Annotated in this window: 19 protein-coding genes and 1 tRNA gene; 7 read left to right on the forward strand and 13 right to left on the reverse strand. The window is 69.2% G+C overall.

Annotated features, from left to right (window positions below; translation table 11 throughout):
- Positions 1–3: 3 nt before the first annotated feature.
- Genes KJK29_RS18570 through KJK29_RS18590 form a run of 5 tightly spaced genes read right to left on the reverse strand, consistent with a single transcriptional unit; the run spans position 4 to position 3,531 of the window.
- Positions 4–1,203, reverse strand: coding sequence for a class E sortase (locus KJK29_RS18570; RefSeq protein ID WP_215120279.1), 1,200 nt, complete (start codon positions 1,201–1,203; stop codon positions 4–6).
- On the reverse strand, positions 1,200–1,838 hold the full coding sequence (locus tag KJK29_RS18575) for an aminodeoxychorismate/anthranilate synthase component II (protein WP_215120280.1): 639 nt from the start codon (positions 1,836–1,838) through the stop codon (positions 1,200–1,202). Before KJK29_RS18575 ends, KJK29_RS18570 begins: the two co-directional genes overlap by 4 nt.
- Positions 1,835–2,032: a hypothetical protein gene (locus KJK29_RS18580; protein ID WP_189727378.1), complete on the reverse strand. Its 198-nt coding sequence runs from the start codon at positions 2,030–2,032 to the stop codon at positions 1,835–1,837. Before KJK29_RS18580 ends, KJK29_RS18575 begins: the two co-directional genes overlap by 4 nt.
- A 17-nt stretch (positions 2,033–2,049) precedes the next feature.
- Positions 2,050–2,727: a class E sortase gene (locus tag KJK29_RS18585; protein ID WP_215120281.1), complete on the reverse strand. Its 678-nt coding sequence runs from the start codon at positions 2,725–2,727 to the stop codon at positions 2,050–2,052.
- Positions 2,728–2,748: 21 nt separating this feature from the next.
- Positions 2,749–3,531, reverse strand: a complete 783-nt coding sequence (locus KJK29_RS18590; protein WP_215120282.1) for a DUF881 domain-containing protein — start codon at positions 3,529–3,531, stop codon at positions 2,749–2,751.
- 139 nt (positions 3,532–3,670) lie between these two features.
- On the opposite strand from KJK29_RS18590, the gene crgA reads away from it, so the two are divergent.
- Positions 3,671–3,925 carry a cell division protein CrgA gene (gene crgA, locus KJK29_RS18595; RefSeq protein ID WP_215120283.1) on the forward strand — a complete coding sequence of 85 codons (255 nt, stop codon included), beginning with the start codon at positions 3,671–3,673 and terminating at the stop codon, positions 3,923–3,925.
- A 255-nt stretch (positions 3,926–4,180) separates the two neighbouring features.
- On the opposite strand, the gene KJK29_RS18600 is transcribed toward crgA, so the two are convergent.
- Positions 4,181–5,071, reverse strand: a complete 891-nt coding sequence (locus KJK29_RS18600) for a rhomboid family intramembrane serine protease (RefSeq protein WP_215120284.1) — start codon at positions 5,069–5,071, stop codon at positions 4,181–4,183.
- A 115-nt stretch (positions 5,072–5,186) separates the two neighbouring features.
- Positions 5,187–5,714, reverse strand: coding sequence for a peptidylprolyl isomerase (locus tag KJK29_RS18605; protein ID WP_215120285.1), 528 nt, complete (start codon positions 5,712–5,714; stop codon positions 5,187–5,189).
- Positions 5,715–6,066: 352 nt separating this feature from the next.
- Between KJK29_RS18605 and KJK29_RS18610 the strand changes: the two genes are divergently transcribed.
- Positions 6,067–6,768 (forward strand): DUF5324 family protein, encoded by a 702-nt coding sequence (locus KJK29_RS18610; protein WP_215120286.1) that lies wholly within the window; start codon positions 6,067–6,069, stop codon positions 6,766–6,768.
- Between the two features lie 99 nt (positions 6,769–6,867).
- Here the strand turns inward: KJK29_RS18610 and KJK29_RS18615 are convergent, their stop codons facing one another.
- The 3 genes from KJK29_RS18615 to KJK29_RS18625 all read right to left on the reverse strand — a co-directional run bounded on the left by KJK29_RS18615 (position 6,868) and on the right by KJK29_RS18625 (position 10,060).
- Positions 6,868–7,614, reverse strand: a complete 747-nt coding sequence (locus KJK29_RS18615) for a class I SAM-dependent methyltransferase (RefSeq protein ID WP_215120287.1) — start codon at positions 7,612–7,614, stop codon at positions 6,868–6,870.
- Positions 7,615–7,623: 9 nt separating this feature from the next.
- On the reverse strand, positions 7,624–8,949 hold the full coding sequence (locus tag KJK29_RS18620) for an ABC transporter substrate-binding protein (protein ID WP_215120288.1): 1,326 nt from the start codon (positions 8,947–8,949) through the stop codon (positions 7,624–7,626).
- 106 nt (positions 8,950–9,055) lie between these two features.
- Positions 9,056–10,060: a ThiF family adenylyltransferase gene (locus KJK29_RS18625; protein ID WP_215120289.1), complete on the reverse strand. Its 1,005-nt coding sequence runs from the start codon at positions 10,058–10,060 to the stop codon at positions 9,056–9,058.
- Positions 10,061–10,620: 560 nt separating this feature from the next.
- On the opposite strand from KJK29_RS18625, the gene KJK29_RS18630 reads away from it, so the two are divergent.
- The 3 genes from KJK29_RS18630 to KJK29_RS18640 all read left to right on the forward strand — a co-directional run bounded on the left by KJK29_RS18630 (position 10,621) and on the right by KJK29_RS18640 (position 14,453).
- Positions 10,621–12,240, forward strand: coding sequence for an ABC-F family ATP-binding cassette domain-containing protein (locus KJK29_RS18630; RefSeq protein ID WP_215120290.1), 1,620 nt, complete (start codon positions 10,621–10,623; stop codon positions 12,238–12,240).
- 39 nt (positions 12,241–12,279) lie between these two features.
- Positions 12,280–13,011 carry a 2OG-Fe(II) oxygenase gene (locus tag KJK29_RS18635; protein ID WP_215120291.1) on the forward strand — a complete coding sequence of 244 codons (732 nt, stop codon included), beginning with the start codon at positions 12,280–12,282 and terminating at the stop codon, positions 13,009–13,011.
- Positions 13,012–13,160: 149 nt separating this feature from the next.
- A complete protein-coding gene (locus KJK29_RS18640) occupies positions 13,161–14,453 on the forward strand; it encodes an MFS transporter (protein WP_215120292.1) in 1,293 nt (430 codons plus the stop codon).
- A 71-nt stretch (positions 14,454–14,524) separates the two neighbouring features.
- Here KJK29_RS18640 and KJK29_RS18645 read toward each other — a convergent pair.
- Positions 14,525–14,597 (reverse strand) — tRNA-Ala (locus KJK29_RS18645).
- Between the two features lie 181 nt (positions 14,598–14,778).
- Between KJK29_RS18645 and KJK29_RS18650 the strand changes: the two genes are divergently transcribed.
- Together KJK29_RS18650 and KJK29_RS18655 are read left to right on the forward strand one after the other, a co-directional pair.
- Positions 14,779–15,327 (forward strand): helix-turn-helix domain-containing protein, encoded by a 549-nt coding sequence (locus KJK29_RS18650; protein ID WP_215120293.1) that lies wholly within the window; start codon positions 14,779–14,781, stop codon positions 15,325–15,327.
- A gap of 374 nt (positions 15,328–15,701) precedes the next feature.
- Positions 15,702–17,162: a serine/threonine-protein kinase gene (locus KJK29_RS18655; RefSeq protein ID WP_215120294.1), complete on the forward strand. Its 1,461-nt coding sequence runs from the start codon at positions 15,702–15,704 to the stop codon at positions 17,160–17,162.
- Positions 17,163–17,198: 36 nt separating this feature from the next.
- Here KJK29_RS18655 and KJK29_RS18660 read toward each other — a convergent pair whose 3' ends face one another.
- Complete coding sequence (locus KJK29_RS18660) at positions 17,199–18,536, reverse strand: hypothetical protein (protein ID WP_251057857.1); 1,338 nt, start codon at positions 18,534–18,536, stop codon at positions 17,199–17,201.
- Between the two features lie 184 nt (positions 18,537–18,720).
- The gene (locus KJK29_RS18665; RefSeq protein WP_003999697.1) at positions 18,721–18,849 is read right to left on the reverse strand and encodes a DLW-39 family protein; all 129 of its coding nucleotides are present in this window, start codon (positions 18,847–18,849) and stop codon (positions 18,721–18,723) included.
- Between the last annotated feature and the right edge of the window lie 143 nt (positions 18,850–18,992).

The following is an 18,992-nucleotide window of genomic DNA, read 5'->3' on the forward strand; positions in this document are numbered from 1 at the left end:
CCCTTAACTGACGAGCGCATCCGGCTTGCCCTTGCTGCGCGGCCGTTCCTCGACCATCTTGCCCCAGACGATCATCCGGTACTTGCTGGTGAACTCCGGCGTGCACGTGGTCAGCGTGATGTAGCGGCCGGGCTCGGTGAAGCCGGACCCGGTGGGGACGGGCTTCAGGACGCTCGTGTTGCTCGGCGGGGTCACCGGCAGGATCGACGCCATCTTGTAGACGAAGTACTCGTCCTGCGTCTCCACGACGATCGGATCGCCCGGCGCGAGCTTGTTGATGTACCGGAACGGTTCTCCATGAGTGTTGCGGTGGCCCGCGAGCCCGAAGTTGCCGGTCTTGTCGCCCGGCATCGCGGTCTTCAGCGCGCCGTCCGCGTAGTGGCCGACCATGCCCCGGTCCAGGACACCCTTGTTGCTGGTGCCCTCGGCGATCGGCACGACCACGTCCAGCTTGGGGATGTGCAGGATGGCGAAACCCTGCCCCGGCTCGAAGGCCCCCGGGTTGCGCTTGCCGTTCGCCCAGTCGTCCTGGAGGCTGCTCGCCTCCCGGCCGGCCTGGGCGTGCGCCCGCACATTCGTCCACCAGAGCTGATAGGTGACGAACAGCAGCATCAGCACGCCGGTCGTGATGAACACCTCGCCGATCGCCCGGCTGGCGACGACCGCGGCGCCCGGCTTGCGCGCCTTCGCCTGCCGCCGCGCCTCGACCCGCGACAGCGGCGCCCGCCGCCCCTCCCGGGCCGGCTCCTCCTGAGCGGAGCGGGTGTCCGGAGCGCCGCCATGGCGCCCATGACGGCGTTTGGCGGCCTTTCTGCGGGCCGCCCGGCCGCCAGGGGCCGCTCCGGCCCCGCGCGGGCCCGAGGAGCCCGGAGAGCCCGTCAGGGAGTCATCGGCCGCGGGCGGCGGATCCGGTATCCGCAGCGCCACCGTCTCGTCGTCGACGGGAGGCAGGTACGGCTCCTCGGGAAGAGGCTCGTACGACGCCGGGTACGGATCGGGCTCCTGCTCCGGCACATACGGCTCTGACATGTACGGATCTGACATGTACGGCTGTTGCTGCGGGTTCGGCTGCTGCTGCGGTGGTGGCTGCGGGGAAGCGCCGTACGCCCCTGAGCCCGACCAGTCCTCGAACGCACCCTGCGCCCCGTACGACTGCTGCCCGTACGAGGTGTCGGACTCGCGCTCGGGGCGCAGCGCCGTCACGCCGTGGCCCTGCCCACCACCGGGGCGAGCCCGGCCGACCTCGCCACCGCGCCCTGGTCGCCGCACTCCACCAGCCAGTTGGCCAGCATCCGGTGCCCGTGCTCGGTCAGCACCGACTCGGGGTGGAACTGCACACCCTCGACCTTCAGTTCGCGGTGCCTGAGGCCCATCACTATGCCGTCGTGGGTCCGGGCCGTGACCTCCAGCTCGGCCGGGACCGTCGCGGGCTCGGCGGCCAGCGAGTGGTAGCGCGTCGCCGTGAAGGGCGAGGGCAGACCCGCGAAGACACCCTTGCCCGCGTGCTCCACCGGCGAGGTCTTGCCGTGCAGCAGCTCGGGCGCGCGGTCCACGACACCGCCGTAGGCCACCTGCATCGACTGCATGCCGAGGCAGACGCCGAAGACCGGGACACCCGTGGCGGCGCAGTGCCGGACCATGTCGACGCAGACGCCCGCCTGCTCCGGAGTGCCGGGGCCCGGGGAGAGCAGGACACCGTCGAAGCCGTCCTGGGCGTGCGCCGTCGACACCTCGTCGTTGCGCAGGACCTCGCACTCGGCGCCCAGCTGGTACAGGTACTGGACCAGGTTGAAGACGAAGCTGTCGTAGTTGTCGACGACGAGAATGCGCGCGCTCACTGGTTGTCCACCGTCACATCGTTGAAGGGCAGCAGCGGTTCCGCCCACGGGAAGACGAACTGGAAGAGGACGTAGACCACGGCCACGACCAGGGCGAGTGAGATCAGCGCCTTCACCCACGTGTTCCCCGGCAGATGCCGCCAGACCCAGCCGTACATGCCGTCCCTTCCGTCGTACCACGGCACCAGACCCACGCCGTACAGCCACCAGACTAACGGCGCAACGCCTCGGGTTTCCCGGCCTCCACAGGCTGGGTGGAGTCCAGGTGCGCCCAGACGATCAACCGATGACTGTGACCCCATTCCGGTTCGCACGTCGTCAGCGTCAGGTACCGGCCCGGACGCGTGTACCCGGAAGTACGTGGAACAGGGTCGATCACCTCGATGTCCGAGGGCACTGTTTTGTACGGGCCTTTGTCGATCCGATACGTGAACCATGTCGTGCCGTCGGTCAGCACCACCGCATCGCCGCGCCGCAGCCTGGGAAAGTCCTTGAAGGGGTCGCCGTAGGTGCGGCGGTGGCCGGCGACCGCGAAGTTCCCCTTCTGCCCCAGCCGGGCGGTGTCCGCGTAGTGCCCGAGGCCCTTCTTCAAGGTGCCGGTGGTGGTGCCTTCGAGCACGGGCTTGTTCCACGTGAAACCAAGACGCGGGATGTGCATGATCGCGAAGGGCCTGCCCTGGGCGTAGGGCCCGGGCTTCTGCGGGCCCGCGGCGGTGCCGTCGGCCGGCGGACGGGGCTTCGACCACTCCTGCTCGAGCAGCTCGATCTGGTCGTCCATGACATGGTCGGCCTTCACACCGGTCCAGAACAGCACATAGACGACGAACAGCACGATCACGCTGCCGACGGTGACGCAGAGTTCGCTGACGGTCCTGACGATCACGCGCACCGGCGGCTCCCCCCGGCCTGGCTACTGCTCCACGGGCTTCGCGTAATGCAGATCCACTGTGCCCGAGTAGCCGGGAAGAGTCACCGGCCCGTTCTCCTCGACTTTCCAGCCGAGCCCGTAGACGTTGACGTAGACCATGTAGTTCTGGATCGCCGGGGACGCCGCGAGCGTCCGCTGCAGCTTGTCCGGGTCCCCGACCGCCGTGATCTTGTACGGCGGTGAGTAGACGCGGCCCTGGAGGATCAGGGTGTTTCCGACGCAGCGCACCGCGCTGGTGGAGATCAGCCGCTGGTCCATGACCTTGATGCCCTTGGCCCCGCCCTGCCACAGCGCGTTCACCACGGCCTGGAGGTCCTGCTGGTGGATGACCAGAAAGTCGGGCTGCGGCTCGGGGTAGCCGGGGAGCTTGGCGGTGGCGTCCGGCGGGGCGTCATTGAGGGTGACCGTCAACGAGTCGCCCTTGAGCTTCTGGGTGCCCGCGCGCTGCTCCAGGGCGGCGAGCTTGAGGTCCTCCGCCTTGGAGCTGCCGTCGTCCCGCTCGGCGAGCGCCTCTATCTCCTGGCGCAGGGTTCCGTTGGTCTCGTCCAGCTCGCCGTTCTCCCGGCTGCGCTCATGGATGAGGTCGGACAGTTTCAGCAGGGAGCTGTCCGTACGGATGTTGGTGCCCTTGGCGGTGTTGAAGCTGGTGAAGAAGATCAGACCCGCGAGAGCGAAGACGGCCGCCGTGAGAATGCGCACGGGCCGGAAGCGGCGCGCGCGCTCAGGGGTGGATCCCGTCCCGGGGGAGTCGGCAGAATTGCTCAACGTACCCTTATCTCCTTCGGCGCCACGGAAGCACTACGCTAACGGACGACCGGGGGAGCACTCAGAGTCCCCTTACGCTGCCCCGAGCCAGACCCAGATCCCTGCGCGGCCACGCAGCGCATCGACAGGAGAGACCCTCGTGCCGAAGTCACGTATCCGCAAGAAGGCCGACTACACGCCGCCGCCGGCGAAGCAGGCAACGGCGATCAAGCTGACCAACCGTTCCTGGGTCGCGCCCGTCATGCTGGCCATGTTCCTCATCGGCCTGGCCTGGATCGTCGTCTTCTACGTCACCGACGGCTCGCTGCCCATCGACTCCCTGGGCAACTGGAACATCGTGGTCGGCTTCGGCTTCATCGCCGCCGGATTCGGCGTCTCCACACAGTGGAAGTAGCACTCGCCGGACGCTGAACCCAGCTCTGCCCAGGGCTGTTCGCTGAGTTATCCACAGCGGTTATCCACAGGTGGAAAAGAAAGACGATCTGTGGATAACTCGTTGAGTGTTGACGCCGGTACGACGGAAGTACCGCAGCTCGAAAACCTGTTCGCCCCCTGCCTGACCTGCGGAAACGCAGGTCAGTGACAGGGGGCACATGTGTTCCCGCACCGCATGCACAAGATTCGCCACCCGCTGTGGACAACATCACGCTCAGCTGAGCTGGGCGGTCCTCAGAACGGTCAGCAGGACTACCACACCGAGGACCAGCGCACAGGTGCCGTACTGCACCAGCGCGCGGTGCGCACGGGGGGCGTGGACCATGGCGTATCCGAGGACGACACCGGCGACGAGACCGCCGATGTGGGCCTGCCAGGAGATGTTGAAGCCCGGGCTGAAGGTGAAGATCAGGTTGATCGCCAGCAGCGCGATGATCGGCCGCATGTCGTAGTTGAGCCGGCGCATCAGCACCGCCGTGGCGCCGAAGAGGCCGAAGATCGCGCCCGAGGCGCCCAGCGTGGCCGTGTTCGGAGAGGCCAGCAGATAGGCCAGGGCACTGCCCGCGAGACCCGAGACCATGTAGAGCGCGAAGTAGCGGACACGGCCGAGGGCCGCTTCGAGGGGGCCGCCGAGCCACCACAGGCTGAGCATGTTGAACGCGATGTGCCAGATCTCCTGGTGCGTGAACATCGAGGTCACCATGCGGTACCACTCGCCTCCCGCCACGCCCTGGGTGGGCATGAAGGGCGCCGGCGGCCAGGCGCCGAGCAGGACGATGTCGGTGAGGATCGACTCGCGGACCTGGACGGCGATGAACACCGCCAGGTTGATACCGATGAGGATCTTGGTCAGCAGCCGGGGGTCGGAGGCAATGGTGCCGCCCGCGATCGTCCGGGGCATGGCGGCCGTGGGCGCGTGCCCTGTGCCGGAGCCGGTGCGGACGCACTCGGGGCAGTGGAATCCGACGGAGGCGTTGATCATGCACTCGGGGCAGATCGGGCGCTCGCAGCGGGTGCAGCGGATGCCGGTCTCGCGGTCCGGGTGGCGGTAGCACATGGGGACGCTGTGGGCGTCCTGCGGGCTGCCCGCAGCCTGGTCGTCCATGAGATCCCCTAGGTCGTGAAAGCCGTCGTGGGCAAGGCCGTGGTGGACAAAGCCCCGCCCCGCCCATCCTTACGGATGAGCGGGGCGATTGGTTCCCCTGTGGGGGCCTTCGTGCTCAGCGGGTCTCGATGACGACCGACTCGATGACCACGTCGTTGAGCGGGCGGTCGGTGCGCGGGTTCGTCTGGATCGTGGCGATGGTGTCCACGACCTTCTGGCTCGCCGCGTCGGTGACCTCGCCGAAGATGGTGTGCTTGCGGTTCAGCCACGCCGTCGGGGAGACGGTGACGAAGAACTGCGAGCCGTTGGTGCCCGGGCCGGCGTTGGCCATCGCCAGCAGGTAGGGCTTGTCGAAGCGCAGGTCCGGGTGGAACTCGTCCTCGAACTGGTAACCGGGACCGCCGGTGCCGTTGCCCAGCGGGTCACCGCCCTGGATCATGAAGCCACTGATCACCCGGTGGAAGACCGTACCGTCGTAGAGCCTGTCCGTGGACTTCTTCCCGGTCTCGGGGTGCGTCCACTCCCGCTCGCCCTGGGCGAGCTCGACGAAGTTCTTGACCGTCTTGGGGGCGTGGTTCGGCAGAAGCCGGACTTCGATGTCGCCGTGGTTGGTCTTCAGGGTGGCGTAGAGCTGCTCAGCCACGATCCTGCCTTCCGTTGTCTTTCCGTGACTCCCTGATCCTCGCATGGACGGGGCTCCACGTCGCCTGACCTCCGTTCGCCGGGGGGAAACCGGGCGGTTCGGTTGCGGAAACCAGTCGAGTAGTCCCGGGGCGGGGGCACGGGGCAGCGATCCGTGGCATTGTCGACGACAAGCTCCTGTTGCCCCCGATTCATCCGCTATTGCACGTGATCGGCTGACGACCCGAGATGGCCCGGGGCCGATTCCCGTGACCCGGATGCGCGTCCGCGCATGCCTGGCGGCGCACCCGGAGGCATGATCCGTAAAAGGGTGGAAAGTCGAAATACCGTACGCCACCGAGGAGGAGGAACCCGTGACCCGCATCGACAGCGTGCGCGCCGCGACCGGTTCGGCGAAGGACAGCGTGCTGCACGCCGCGGAAGTGGTGGCGCCCTACGCCGACACGGCCAAGGACAGGGCAACGCACTACGCACACGAGGCACGCGTACGGCTGGCGCCCAAGGTGACCCAGGCCGCCGGACAGGCACGCGTTCAGTACGGCGCCCATGTGCAGCCGTATCTGGAGCAGGCCCGTACGCATGTGCCGCCGAAGGTCGACCAGGCCGCCCACGAAGCCGCCGTCCGTACGCGCAAGGCCGCAAAGCAGGCGGCGGACTACTCCCGGCCGAGGCTTGAGCAGGCGATGGCCGCGGCCGGACCCGTCACGACCGAGGCAGCCGCCCGGAGTGTGGCCGCCATGGCCGCGCTGCGCGGTCAGGTCTCGGCCAAGGAGATCCAGAAGCTGGTCCGCAAGCAGGAACGGCGGGCGAGGGCCGGCCGTGCCCTGAAGACACTGGCGATTCTGGGCGCCCTCGCCGGGGGTGCCTTCGCCGCCTGGAAGTGGTGGGACAAGCAGGCCAACCCGGACTGGCTGGTGGAACCGCCCGCCGCGACCGAGGTGCCCGAGTCGGGTCGGCTGTCCTCCGTGGACGGCAGCGGCCAGTCGGTCCTGGACCCGGAGGTCGAGGCCAAGCAGGCCGAGGAAGAGGCCGCTCAGCGCGACGACCGTTCCTGACGGCCGCCGGGGCAACAGCACGGCGGGGCGGGAGACTCAAGGGCTGACCTTGCGAGTCTCCCGCCCCGCCGTGCTGTTTCACGTGAAACAAGCCCAGGCTCAGACCTTGCGCACCTTCCACACCACCTCCGCCGGCCACCTCTCCGCCCAGTTCCGGTCGAGGGCTTCCTTGAAGTAGGTGGCGCCGCCGACCGGGGCCAGGGGTTCCACCAGTCGTTCGATGGAGAATCCGCAGTCCCGGAACATGTCGATCCACTGGGCGTAGGTGGAGTGGAAGACAACCACATCACCGCCGTACTTCATCCGGGCGTCGCCGTAGGGGTTGGCGAGGCGCTCGCCCACCGTGCCGCTCCGGTTGTCGAAGCACATCTGCAGCAGCGGGGAGTAGGTGCACAGGCCTAGGACGCCGCCGGGGCGGAGCACGCGGTGGGCTTCCTGGAGCAGGCGGTGGGGCGGGGAGAAGTCGAACGCGCCATGGTCGCAGAAGGCCGCGTCGAAGACTCCGGAACGGAACGGCAGGCGCTCCGCGGCGGCTTGGACGAAGCCCGCGGCCCCTTCGCCGAGGGCGCGCGAGAGCTGGCCGGAGGAGAGTTCGACTCCGTAGGCCTCGTATCCGGCGCGGGCGAATCCGGTGGTGTCGTGCCCGATGCCGCAGCCCAGGTCGATGATCCGGGAGCCGGCCGGGAGGTCGTCGGTGAAGATCTTGAGGTCGCTCTCCGGGAGGTGCCAGATCCCCCAGGACGGATGCCGTTCGGCGTCGAAGTGCTCGGGGTGGGCATCGTGGTACAGCTCGCTGTTGGAGTCCCAGTACTGCTCGTTGACCTTGAGGTAATTGATCTTTGCCATCGCCCGTCCTCAGTCTTGCGGGGGTTCGCACACCGACAGGTCGGCCCAGCCGGACGGCGGGCTGACGTAGTTCTTCACGCGCAGCCGGGCGGCCGACCTGAGCCGTCCGAAGAGGCAGATCTCGCCGGTCTCGCTCAGCACCCGCTCGGCCCGGGCGCAGTGGGCGAGCCGGTCCTGGAGGTCGTCCGCGGCGAGGGCCCGGTGCACGGTGTCCTTGAACGCGGACGCGGGTCCGCCGGGGAGCTGCTCCGCCGGACGGCGGGTGAAGGGGAGCAGGAGGGCGACCGGGTCGGGCCAGGGCGAGGCCATCAGCACGAGACGGAAGTCTTCGCGGTACGTGGTGTGCAGCTCGGTGAGATAGGCCCGGTAGTCGATGGCCTCGGGCCGGAGGGTGAGTCCGGTGTTCTCGCCGATCTGCTCGGCCAGGATGCGGGCCGTCTCCCGGTTCGGTGAGAAGTCCGGGAAGACCAGACGGACGGGAGTGCGCCCGGCCGCCGGGAACAGTTCGTGTGCCGCGCGGGCCGGTGCGACGCTCCGGTGCGGGTCCCACAGTCCGGTGAAGGAGTCGAGCGGGCTGAGGGCTCCGTGCAGTCCCCGGGACAGATCCCGGCGGTCGAGGGCGGCCGCGACGGCCCGCTTGTGCTTCGCGGTCATGCCGCTCGGTGGCAGCAGGGCGACGGCGATGTCGAGGTCGTCGACCTGGAGGTCCGGGTAGTCGGCGCGCTGGGCCCATCGGGGCACGGGGAAGGTCGTCGGGCAGGTGATGTCGACGGCTCTTCGGTCGTAGAGGTCCTGCCCGTGCTCGGCGCCGGAGGACAGCACGTAGGTGACATCGGGCCAGGGGCCGGTCGCCCGCAGGCGGATTTCGCCGGGTGGTCCTTCGGCCAGTGTGTAGGCGCCGCTGGTGACGGCCGGGTCGGGGTGCCGGGGGCCGAAGACGGGGTTGGCCAGGAGGGCGGGCAGATCGCCGACGGGGTGGCGGGTGGTCAGCAGCAGCCGGTCGGGGTCGAGGGGCTGGATGCGCTCGATGAGCGACACGAGCCAGGCGAAGGGGCCGGCCTGCTTGGCGACTCCCGCGATGTGCCGGGCGATGTCGCGGGCGTGGATCGGCCGGCCGTCGGACCAGCCCGCACCGGGCCGCAGTGCGAAGTCCCAGCGTTTCTCGTCCAGCCGCAGCGCCTTGTGCAGCAGGCCCGGCCGCAGGGTGCGGTCGGGGCCTTCCACGAAGAGCGGGCGGGCGAGTTGGCGCGTGATCGTCAGGCCGGTCCAGTCGTCGGCCGCGCCGTAGAGGCCCGACGGAATCAGGTCCGTTTCCACTCGGATCGGCTTGGACATGCCGCTTCCCCTTTGGCGCGATACTGCTGCGTTTTTGGCGCGAACCGTGCCGCTAGGGCGAGGTACAGCCGCTCAAATCCTTGACCACGGCATGCCGAGCGACCGCTTATTGAGCCTGGGCGATGATATGACCGGTTTCGAAGTCAATGATTTTCCGCACGTCGTATTCGACGAGTTCGGTGATGCCCGCGAGGTGATGAATGATCGCGGCGGCCATCCAGGCACCGATGATGGTGTTGTTGGGGCCGAAGGAATAGCGCGTGCTCCGAAGATTCCCGGCGTCATTCTCCGGCGCGATGTCGGCGCGTACCGGAAAGGCGAGCTGCCCGGGGGTGACCGTTGATCGGCCAGGGGCGAAGAGCGGACCGTAGAAGCCCCGCTGCATGCCCACACCGCCGAATATCGACGGCGTATTCCGAGCCCAGGCGGATTCGGCCACCGCATCGGAGATACTGCCGATCGGCTGGTCGATGCAGACGGCGATGACATCCACGTCCGCGTGTGCTTCCAGGACTTCGCCGATTTCCTCGGGTGATCGGACGAACCGGTCGACGAGCGAGACGTCGGCGTCCGGCACCCGTTCATGGATATAGCCGCGGGCCGCCTCCAGTTTGGGTTCGCCCACGGCCGCCCTGGGGAAGGTGAACTGCCGGTTCAGATTGTTCAGCTGCACCTTGTCGGCGTCGACGAGGACGAAGCGTCCGACGCCGGCTCCGATGAGGTGCTGGAGGATCACGCTGCCGGTGCCGCCGACGCCCATGACCATGACCTTGGCGCCACAGAGACGGCGTTGTGCCTCGTCAGGGCGGTAGGTGTGCAGGGCCAGATGCCCCCACTGCCGGGCATGGACGCTGTCGTCGCCCGCGGGGCCCGAGGGCGACTCGATGAGAAGGCCGCGTTTCCGCAGGGCTTCGACAAGGCCCGCGCATGCGGAATCGCCGCGCGTCAGCGCTTCGAGTGCCTCGTTCTCACAGCCGCCCTCAAGGGTTTCCAGCAGCCGGCTGACCGTGCCCTTGCTGTCATCGAGAACGTATTTCTTCTTCTCACCCTGGAACGTCACCGTGCCGTCGGCCGATTCCAGTTGCCAGGCCGGGTTCAGCCATACACGCATAGCGCGCGAACACATCCTCGGGGCAGAAAGCGGATACCACTCAGGGATGCACGGAGCGGGGGTGCGGCTCCGTTTTACCGAAGCCGCACCCCCGCTCACACTGTCAACAGCGGTGGACCATCACCTGAGCGGCGTCGGCCACGTCCATCTCCTCGATGAAGAAGATGTCATCCTGCTCCTGCGAGGCAACCTGAATTGCGGACTCAGCAACGTTCTCGTTCACTGTCGCTCCTCATGTGCAGCGGAACTGAATTGCTCTGACGTCAGGAAGCTTCACCATTCCGACAGCCGCTTGTCAAGCATCTCTCAGCCGGATTTATTTTTCACCGCAAAGCATGCTCAACGTTAGCAACACGGACATTTCTTCCCCTTGTGTTCGAGGTGCTGGCCAGGCAGGATCCGTGAAACGCGTGAACGCCTTTGACGCCGCGCAACAGGGGGATTGAAGAGCCACCGGTGCGGGGTAGTGGACCCCTTGGGCGGACCACCTAAAACCGGAGCATTAAATTCCGCACCGCACGCCGCGCATCTTCCAAAGCGAGAGAACGAAGCTCAGAATCATGGGATTCCTTGAATTCAACAGTGTCCGCTGCAATCTCGCCGACGGGCGAACACTGTTCGAAGACGTCAGCTTCTCCGTGGGGGCAGGGGAGGTCGCGGCGCTGATCGGCCACAACGGCGCGGGGAAGAGCACCCTGGTCAACGTCGCGGGCAAGCGCCTCAAGCCGCGTGCGGGCACCGTCCATGTGCAGGGCGGCCTGGCGATGATGCCGCAGTTCATCGGTTCGGTGCGCGACGAGTCGACCGTGCGCGATCTGCTGCTGGCCGCCGCCCCCGAGCGCATCGCCGCGGCCGCGGCGGACATCGACGCCCTCGAACTCGAGCTGATGGAACGCGACGACGAGGCCACGCAGATGCGGTACGCCGAGGCGCTGAGCACCTGGGGCGAGGCCGGCGGCTACGAGATCGAAGTGCTGTGGGACGTGGTGACCACCGCGGCGCTCGGCATGCCCTTCGACCGCGCCCGCTTCCGCGACGTCAACACCCTCTCCGGCGGCGAGCAGAAGCGCCTCGTCCTGGAGGCGCTGCTGCGCGGGCGCGAGCAGGTGCTCATCCTCGACGAGCCGGACAACTACCTGGACGTCCCGGGCAAGCGCTGGCTGGAGGAGCAGCTGCGCACCACCGACAAAGCCGTGCTGCTGGTCAGCCACGACCGGGCCCTGCTGGGCAACGTCGCCACGAAGGTCGTCGCCCTCGAAGGCCGCAGCACCTGGGTGCACGGCGGCTCCTTCACCGGCTGGAAGGAAGCCCGCCAGGCACGGCGCGAACGCCTGGCCGAGCTGCACCGAAGGTGGGACGAGGAGCACGAGCGGCTCAAGGACCTGGTGCACACCCTCGGCGAACAGGCCAAGATCAGCGCCGCCATGGCACCCCGCTACCGCGCCGCCCAGACCCGGCTGCGCAAGTACGAGGAGGCCGGCCGCCCGCCCGAGCTGCCCCGCGAGCAGCGCGTGGTCCCCCGGCTGACGGGCGGCCGTACCGGAACCCGCGTCATCACCTGTGAGCGGCTGGAACTGACCGGGCTCATGAAACCGTTCGACCTGGAGATCTACCTGGGAGACCGGGTCGCGGTGCTGGGGTCGAACGGCTCCGGCAAGAGCCACCTGCTGAAGCTGCTGGCCGGCCTCGACGTGGACCACTCCGGCTCCTGGCGGCTGGGCGCCCGGGTCGTACCCGGCTTCTTCACCCAGACCCACCAACACCCCGAGTGGGTGGGCAGGACCCTCGTGGAGATCATGGGCCGCGGCGAGGGCATCCGCGAGGGCCTGGACCGCGGGGCCGCCGCGGGCATGCTCTCCCGGTACGAACTGGCGGCCGCCGCGGACCAGCGCTTCGAGACGCTCTCCGGAGGACAGCAGGCCCGCTTCCAGATCCTGCTCCTGGAGCTCGGCGGCGCGACGCTGCTCCTGCTCGACGAACCGACGGACAACCTCGACCTGGTCTCGGCCGAGGCGCTGCAGCAGGCCATCGAGGAGTTCAACGGCACGGTCGTCGTGGTCACCCACGACCGCTGGCTCGCGAGCTCCTTCAACCGCTACCTCCTCTTCCGCTCCGACGGCGAGGTGGCGCAGACGCAGGAACCGGTGTGGGACGAGAACCGGGTGACCAGGGCCCGCTGACCCCTTGGCGTGGCCCCTACCGACCGAAGGAGAGGCACAATGCAGGACTCGGCGCAGACCGCTTCCGTCATGGACCACATGAGCAGGGACGCCGCGATCGCCTTTCACGGCAAGACGATCGACTTGCTCACCGCGGCCCCCGCACGGGAAGCACTCGGCCTGCTGCGGCCCGGAAGCGACGCCCCGGCCACCAGCCTGCCTCTGATGCCCCCGGACATGACACACCCCCTCGTCTCCGAACTGGCCGCGCTGCCGACCTGGGCCACGGAGCACTGGCTGCTCACCCCCGACGACAACGTGAAGCCGTGCGGCGAGGACGAGTTCACCGAGGCTCCCCCGGAGCGGCGCTTCTCGCGCAGCGGCTGTCTGCGCGACATCCCCCGGGACGCCCTCGGCATCCGCGCCTTCATCTCCGCGCTCAAGAGCACCGATGTGGCCGACGCGTTCTCGGAGGCCTTCGGCGAGCGGGTGTCCTTCCGCTCGGCCGACATCGCCAAGTACGAGGCCGGCCACTATCTGCGCCGCCACTCCGACACCTTCGACGACCGGCGCTTCGGCCTCGTCTTCTTCCTCTCCCCCGGCTGGGCCGCGGGCGACGGCGGTGAACTCGTGGTGGAGGCGCCCAGCGGCGCGGCCCTGGCCACGCAGCCCGAGCAGGGCCGCGTGGCGCTTCTGCGGATCAACCCCGGCTACCACCACAGCGTGTGCGCGATCCGCTCGCAGTCCTGGGTGCGCTACTCCATCGCCGTACACTTCGGCACGGCCAAGTAGCGGCCGCTCACGGACGACGGCCCGCCCCAACGAGCCTTTGGCGGCCGGTTGTTGATCCCCGCACGGCTCCGGCCGCCACCGGCGGGGCCGTGCGGTGACGTCCGCCACCGTTCTCATCAGATCTAGCGGCGTGCCGCCAGGAGTCCGACGTGCTCAAAGACCGCAGTTTCAGAAACCTGTGGACCGCCCAGACGGTGTCCCTGTTCGGTACCCAGGCCAGCGTGGTCATCATCCCGCTGCTCGCCCTGGAAACCCTCGACGCCTCCGCGTTCGAGATGGGTCTGCTCGGCAGTGCCGAGTCGCTGGCCGTGCTGCTCCTCGGGCTGTGGGTGGGCATGACCGCCGACCGCTATCCGCGCAGGTCGGTCATGGTGACGGCGAACATCGCGCGCCTGCTGCTGATCGGCATGATCCCGGTGGCCTACGCCCTGGACCTGCTGAGCATCCCCCTGCTCTTCACGACCGTCTTCCTGGTCGGCGCCCTCACCCTGCTGTACGACTCCGCGCTGTCCTCGCACATGGTGCTGACCTTCGACCGCCGTCAACTCCCCAAGATCAACTCGTATATGGAGGGCAGCACCGCGGTCAGCGAGGTCGCGGGACCGGGCCTGGGAGGTCTCCTGGTCCAGGCGCTGGGCGCGCCCATGGCCCTGGTCGCCGACGTCTGCAGCTATGTCGCGAGCACAGTGCTGCTGCTGGGGTCCGGAGACGGTCCGAAGAAGGGCGCGGAGACCACGGAGCAGGAGTCCGAGCAGCCGGAGCAGTCCGAACAGTCGGAGCAGCCGGAGCAGGAGACGGTCAAGGGCGCCCTGACCGGCTTCACCTGGGCCTTCTCCCACCCCATCCTGCGACCGGTGATCGTCTCCGCGGCCCACTTCAACTTCTTCACCGCGATGTTCTTCGCCGTCTACACCTTCTACGTGGTCAAGGAGTTGGGCTTCAGCCCGCTCCTCGTGGGCCTCGCGAGCGCGGCCGGCGGGCTCGGCGGCGTGCTGTCCGCGACAGCCGCCTCCGCGTTCATGAGCAGGGTGCGGACCCGGCTGCTCTACGTGCTGTCCCTGGTCGTGCCCACCGTCGGCGCCTTCCTCGTCCCCGGCTCCGGACTGCTGGACTCCTCCCTCCTGCGGTTCCTCGCCGTGGCCGCGGGGATGTTCCTGTGGAGCTTCGCCATCGTCGTGAACCTGGTCATGAGCGAGACGATCAAGCAGATGGTGACGCCGACGCACATGATCGGCCAGGTCACCTCCGCGATGCGCTTCACGACGCTGGGCTTCGAGCCCGTCGGCGCGATCGTCGGCGGCACCGTCTCCCAGTTCCTCAGCCCCACCACCGCCCTGGTCATCGCGTCCTGCGGCCTCGCGACCTCCATCGCCTGGGTCGTCCTCAACCGCCACCTGGGCACGTACGACGTGAACGAGGCCGAGCCCGTGAGCACCGCCTGACCCGCTGCCCGACCGGCATGCAAAAGGACCCCTCCGACCGCGTTTCCGCAGATCAGAGGGGTCCGATCAAGTGGAGCCTAGGGGAGTCGAACCCCTGACATCTGCCATGCAAAGACAGCGCTCTACCAACTGAGCTAAGGCCCCGGAAGGGGACATCCGCCCGGACGAAGCATGTCCCGGCGGGCGTCGGAGACCAGAGTACCGGGTCACCCCCGTGATTCCGCAAAAGGATTGGGGGTCCCCGTCGCCGACCACTCTCCGTAAGATGCTCGGCGTGGTTCGCTACCGCGAACCGCCGTACATGGGGAAGCGATGGGGAGACGCAATGGACGCCGCACAGCAGGAAGCCACCGCAAGAGCGCGGGAACTGCAGCGGAACTGGTACGGGGAGCCGTTGGGGGCGCTCTTCCGTAGGCTCATCGACGATCTTGGTCTCAACCAGGCTCGTCTCGCGGGGGTTCTGGGACTGTCCGCGCCGATGCTGTCACAGCTGATGAGCGGGCAGCGGGCGAAGATCGGCAACCCGGCCGTCGTGCAGCGCGTGCAGTTGCTGCAGGACCTGGCCGGGCAGGTCGCGGACGGCAGCGTGAGCGCGGCCGAGGCCACTGAGCGCATGGAGGAGATCAAGAAGTCACAGGGGGGTTCGGTGTTGAGCAACACCACACAGACGACGACCAGTTCGGGAGCGCCCACGGTCAAGCGCGTGGTCCGGGAGATCCAGTCGCTGCTGCGCTCGGTCGCGGCGGCGGGGGACATCATCGACGCCGCTCAGACCCTCGCCCCGACCCACCCGGAACTGGCAGAGTTCCTGCGGGTGTACGGCGCCGGCCGTACCTCGGACGCGGTGGCGCACTACCAGTCCCACCAGAGCTGATCGCACCGCCCGGCAGCCGAAGGGGGTTCGGCGGCCGGACAGAGTGATCTGACGGGGGACGGACGCTGACCGGCGTCACGGGGGACAGCGCACGGCACGGGCGGACACGAGGGGTCGTGTCACGCACGGGGGACCGGCCGGCGCGAGCGGGTTCTCCCGCGCAACGGGGGCACGGCGGGGGCCGCGACGGGGGATGCGGCGGGGGCCGCGAAGGTGGGATGCGACGGGGGAGTCGTATCGCTCATCGGGGATTTGTCCCGATCGTCGGGGTCGTACGACTCATCGAGGGATTCGTCTCGCTCGTCGGGGAGTCGCAGCACCCGGCGAGGGGGAAGCAAGGGGGGTAGCCGCAGGGGGAGGAGCGACGTACAGCCATGGGTGAGGTCTTCGCCGGCCGGTACGAACTGGTCGACCCGATCGGGCGCGGAGGGGTCGGTGCCGTCTGGCGCGCCTGGGACCACCGCCGCCGCCGCTATGTTGCCGCCAAGGTCCTGCTCCAGAGCGACGCGCACTCGCTGCTGCGCTTCGTGCGCGAACAGGCCCTGCGGATCGACCACCCCCATGTGCTCGCCCCCTCCAGCTGGGCCGCGGACGACGACAAGGTCCTGTTCACCATGGACCTGGTGGCCGGCGGCTCCCTGGCCCACCTCGTCGGGGACTACGGCCCTCTGCCACCGGCCTTCGTCTGCACCCTGCTCGACCAGCTGCTGGCGGGGCTGGCCGCGGTGCACGCTGAGGACGTCGTCCACCGTGACGTCAAACCCGCCAACGTGCTGCTGGAGGCCACCGGTACGGGCCGGCCGCGACTGCGGCTGTCCGACTTCGGCATCGCGATGCGGCTGGGCGAGCCCCGCCTGACGGAGACCAACCTCGTCGTGGGAACGCCCGGCTATCTCGCGCCCGAGCAGCTGATGGGCGCCGAACCCGACTTCCCCGCCGACCTGTTCGCCGTAGGACTGGTCGCGCTGTATCTGCTGGAGGGGGCCAAGCCGGACAGCAAGGCGCTCATCCAGTACTTCGCCGAGCACGGGACGCCCGGTGCGCCCAAGGGCATTCCGGAACCGCTGTGGCAGGTGGTGGCCACGCTGCTGCAGCCGGACCCGCAGGCACGGTTCCGTACGGCCACGGGGGCGCGCAAGGCGCTCGCCGCCGCCGCGGAACTCCTCCCGGAGCCCGGCCCGGACGACGAGCTGATCGAGATCTTCGACCAACTCGGCCCGCTGCCCTCTGGGTTCGCCCCCGAGGGCCCGCTGGAGAGAGCGCGGGGGCTGGGGCGGCAGGACCGCAGGGAAGAGCCGTCCGGCCCGGGAACGGACGAGGCACCGTCGGGCGACCACAGCAACGCCTGGCCGTCCCCCGAGGCCGTACCGCCCGACCCGCGCCAGGAGACCGACCCTTCAGCCACCCCGTCGACGCCTGCTCAGCCGGCCTCCATGTCGGACACCGGCAGCTTCCATCTGCCGCCTCCGCAGGCCACCGGCACGTACTCCCCCGCGCCCGACGGCCCGCCCTACGACACCGCCCACCGGCCGCACACCTACCAGCCGCTCCCACCGGCGTACGCCGGCCACGAGGGCCACCCCGGTCAGCCCCTGCCCCCCGCAGCGCATTACGCCACCGGCACCTCAACGGCCTCGTACACCGCCCAGAACCCACACCAGGCCCCACAAGCGCCACAGGCCCCTCCGCTCGCGCAGCCCGCCCGGCCCGCTTCACGGCATCGCGCGGAACGGCCGCGCCGCCGCCCCGGCCCTCCGGCCAAGGTGGCGGTCCCGCTCCTGCTCCTCGCCCTGGCCTGCTACGCCGTCGGCTTCTGGGCCCTGACCCGCATCTGAGCCCGCACGGGTATGAGCCCCTGCGAGGAACCGGCGCTACTGGGCAGGACCCCGCCGACGGGCCATCACGGTCCACACCCCGAGCCCCACCAGCAGCGCGCTCCCGGTGCCGATGCCGCCCACGGCGACCGCCCGCATCGTGGTGTCGCCACCCCCGGCCACGCCTTCCGCCGCCGCCTCACGCTCCTGGTCCGAGACCTCGAAGACGCCCGCGGGCTCGGACTCCCCCACGTACTCGGGCCCGCTCTTCGCCGCTCCGCTCACCCGGACGCGCAGCGTCATCGCGAACGGCCCGTCCCCGAAGCTGTCGGCGACGCTCTTGGCGAGATGCGCGACGAGGTAGTAGGAACCGGCGAAGCGCACGGCGCCGACCTGTTCGACGGGGGCATTGCGGTTGGCGTGGTCGACCGGCGGCAGGGGAGGCAGGCTGCCGGAATTCTGGTCGCCGTCGTAGCCGACGCTCACATCGGCGACATGACCGCGGGCGGGGTTGTAGAGGACCAGGTCAAGGGCGCCGGTCGTGTAGCCGGTGCCGCCGGAGTCCGTGCTGCCCAGCTCGGCGGTGGCGTGGAGCTGCCGGCCCCAGTCGACCGGCACCTCGTAGAAGACCGTCTGGCCGGGCCGGAGGTAGTCCCGCCATACGCCCTGGTCGAGGGGGGTCGCCCCGGCGAATCCCGCACCGCCCCGGCGGCGCTCGGCCTTCCCCTGGAGCGGCTGGGGCGTGGCGGAGTTCCACACCTCGGGCGCGCCGGTCGGCCCGGTCTTCGCCGTCCGCGGCTCCGTCATGGCGAGAAGTTCCAGGTCCCAAGCGTCCGGTGAGGAGCCCTCGCCCTTCGGGTCGGCCCGCTCGACGGACACGTAATAGGTGCCGGCCTTCCGGCACAGGGCCTTGGTGGGCGAGATCTCGCGCATGCCCCAGGCCGCGATGGGGTGCGGACTACGGGCGGCGCCGAAGCTCTCGGTGTCGACGGAGCAGGAATTGCCCTCGGCGTCCTGCACGGACACCCTCAGCCCGTCGATGACGGAGACGGTGCTGTCGGGGGAGGGGGCGGCGGTGACGGACACATACGCGTCCGACGCGGCGTCGAGTTCGATGCTGTAGCTGACCTTGCCGCTGCTCGGGAGCGAGCTCTTGTAGGCGGTGCCGGGCTTCAGCAACTCGGCGTCCGCGGTGCTCCTCGCTCCCTCGACGCTCCGGGCACCGTCGGCGAAGGCGTACGGGCTCGGCGTCCCGGCAGCTCCGGAGGCAGCCCCTAACGCCCCAGAGGTCCCGGAGACCCCGGAGGCCCCGGCAGCGGCCAGAGCGGCCTGGCCCGGCGCCACGGCAGCCGTAGCGCCCAGCACCACCCCCACGAGCCCCAGGCGCACAGCCACCGACGGACGCCCCTGCCACGCGCCCGCACGCCCCCACGCCGTACGACCCCGTCCCCTCACGCGCCACCCCTCAACGACGAAATTCCGTGAGCCGTGGCCCATCCTGCCCGTACGGCCGGCCCCAGGACACACAAAACCCCGACCGCGAGGCGGCCGGGGTGTGCTCGCTTTGGGATGTCGTGACTCACGAACCCGTGGGCACGGAGTCAGTCGCCTCCGTCCACAGGTCCTGCTCGGCGCGATCCGCCTGGATCTGGCGGTACACGAGGAGCCCGCCGATAGCGGCCAGTGCGACCAGGAGAAGCTTCTTCACCGCGCGACCTCGTCTTTCGTTGACGTAGGGGACCTCTGGCGCCCGACTATACACACCGACCGAGACCGATCGGTGACCTGAGTCGGACCTCAACTCCCTTCCCCGGAACCGGGATAGAAGCGGAGTCCACCGCTCCGATCGGA

Origin of the sequence: Streptomyces koelreuteriae (genome assembly GCF_018604545.1) — a bacterium.
In the GTDB taxonomy this organism is placed as follows: Bacteria; Actinomycetota; Actinomycetes; order Streptomycetales; family Streptomycetaceae; genus Streptomyces; species Streptomyces koelreuteriae.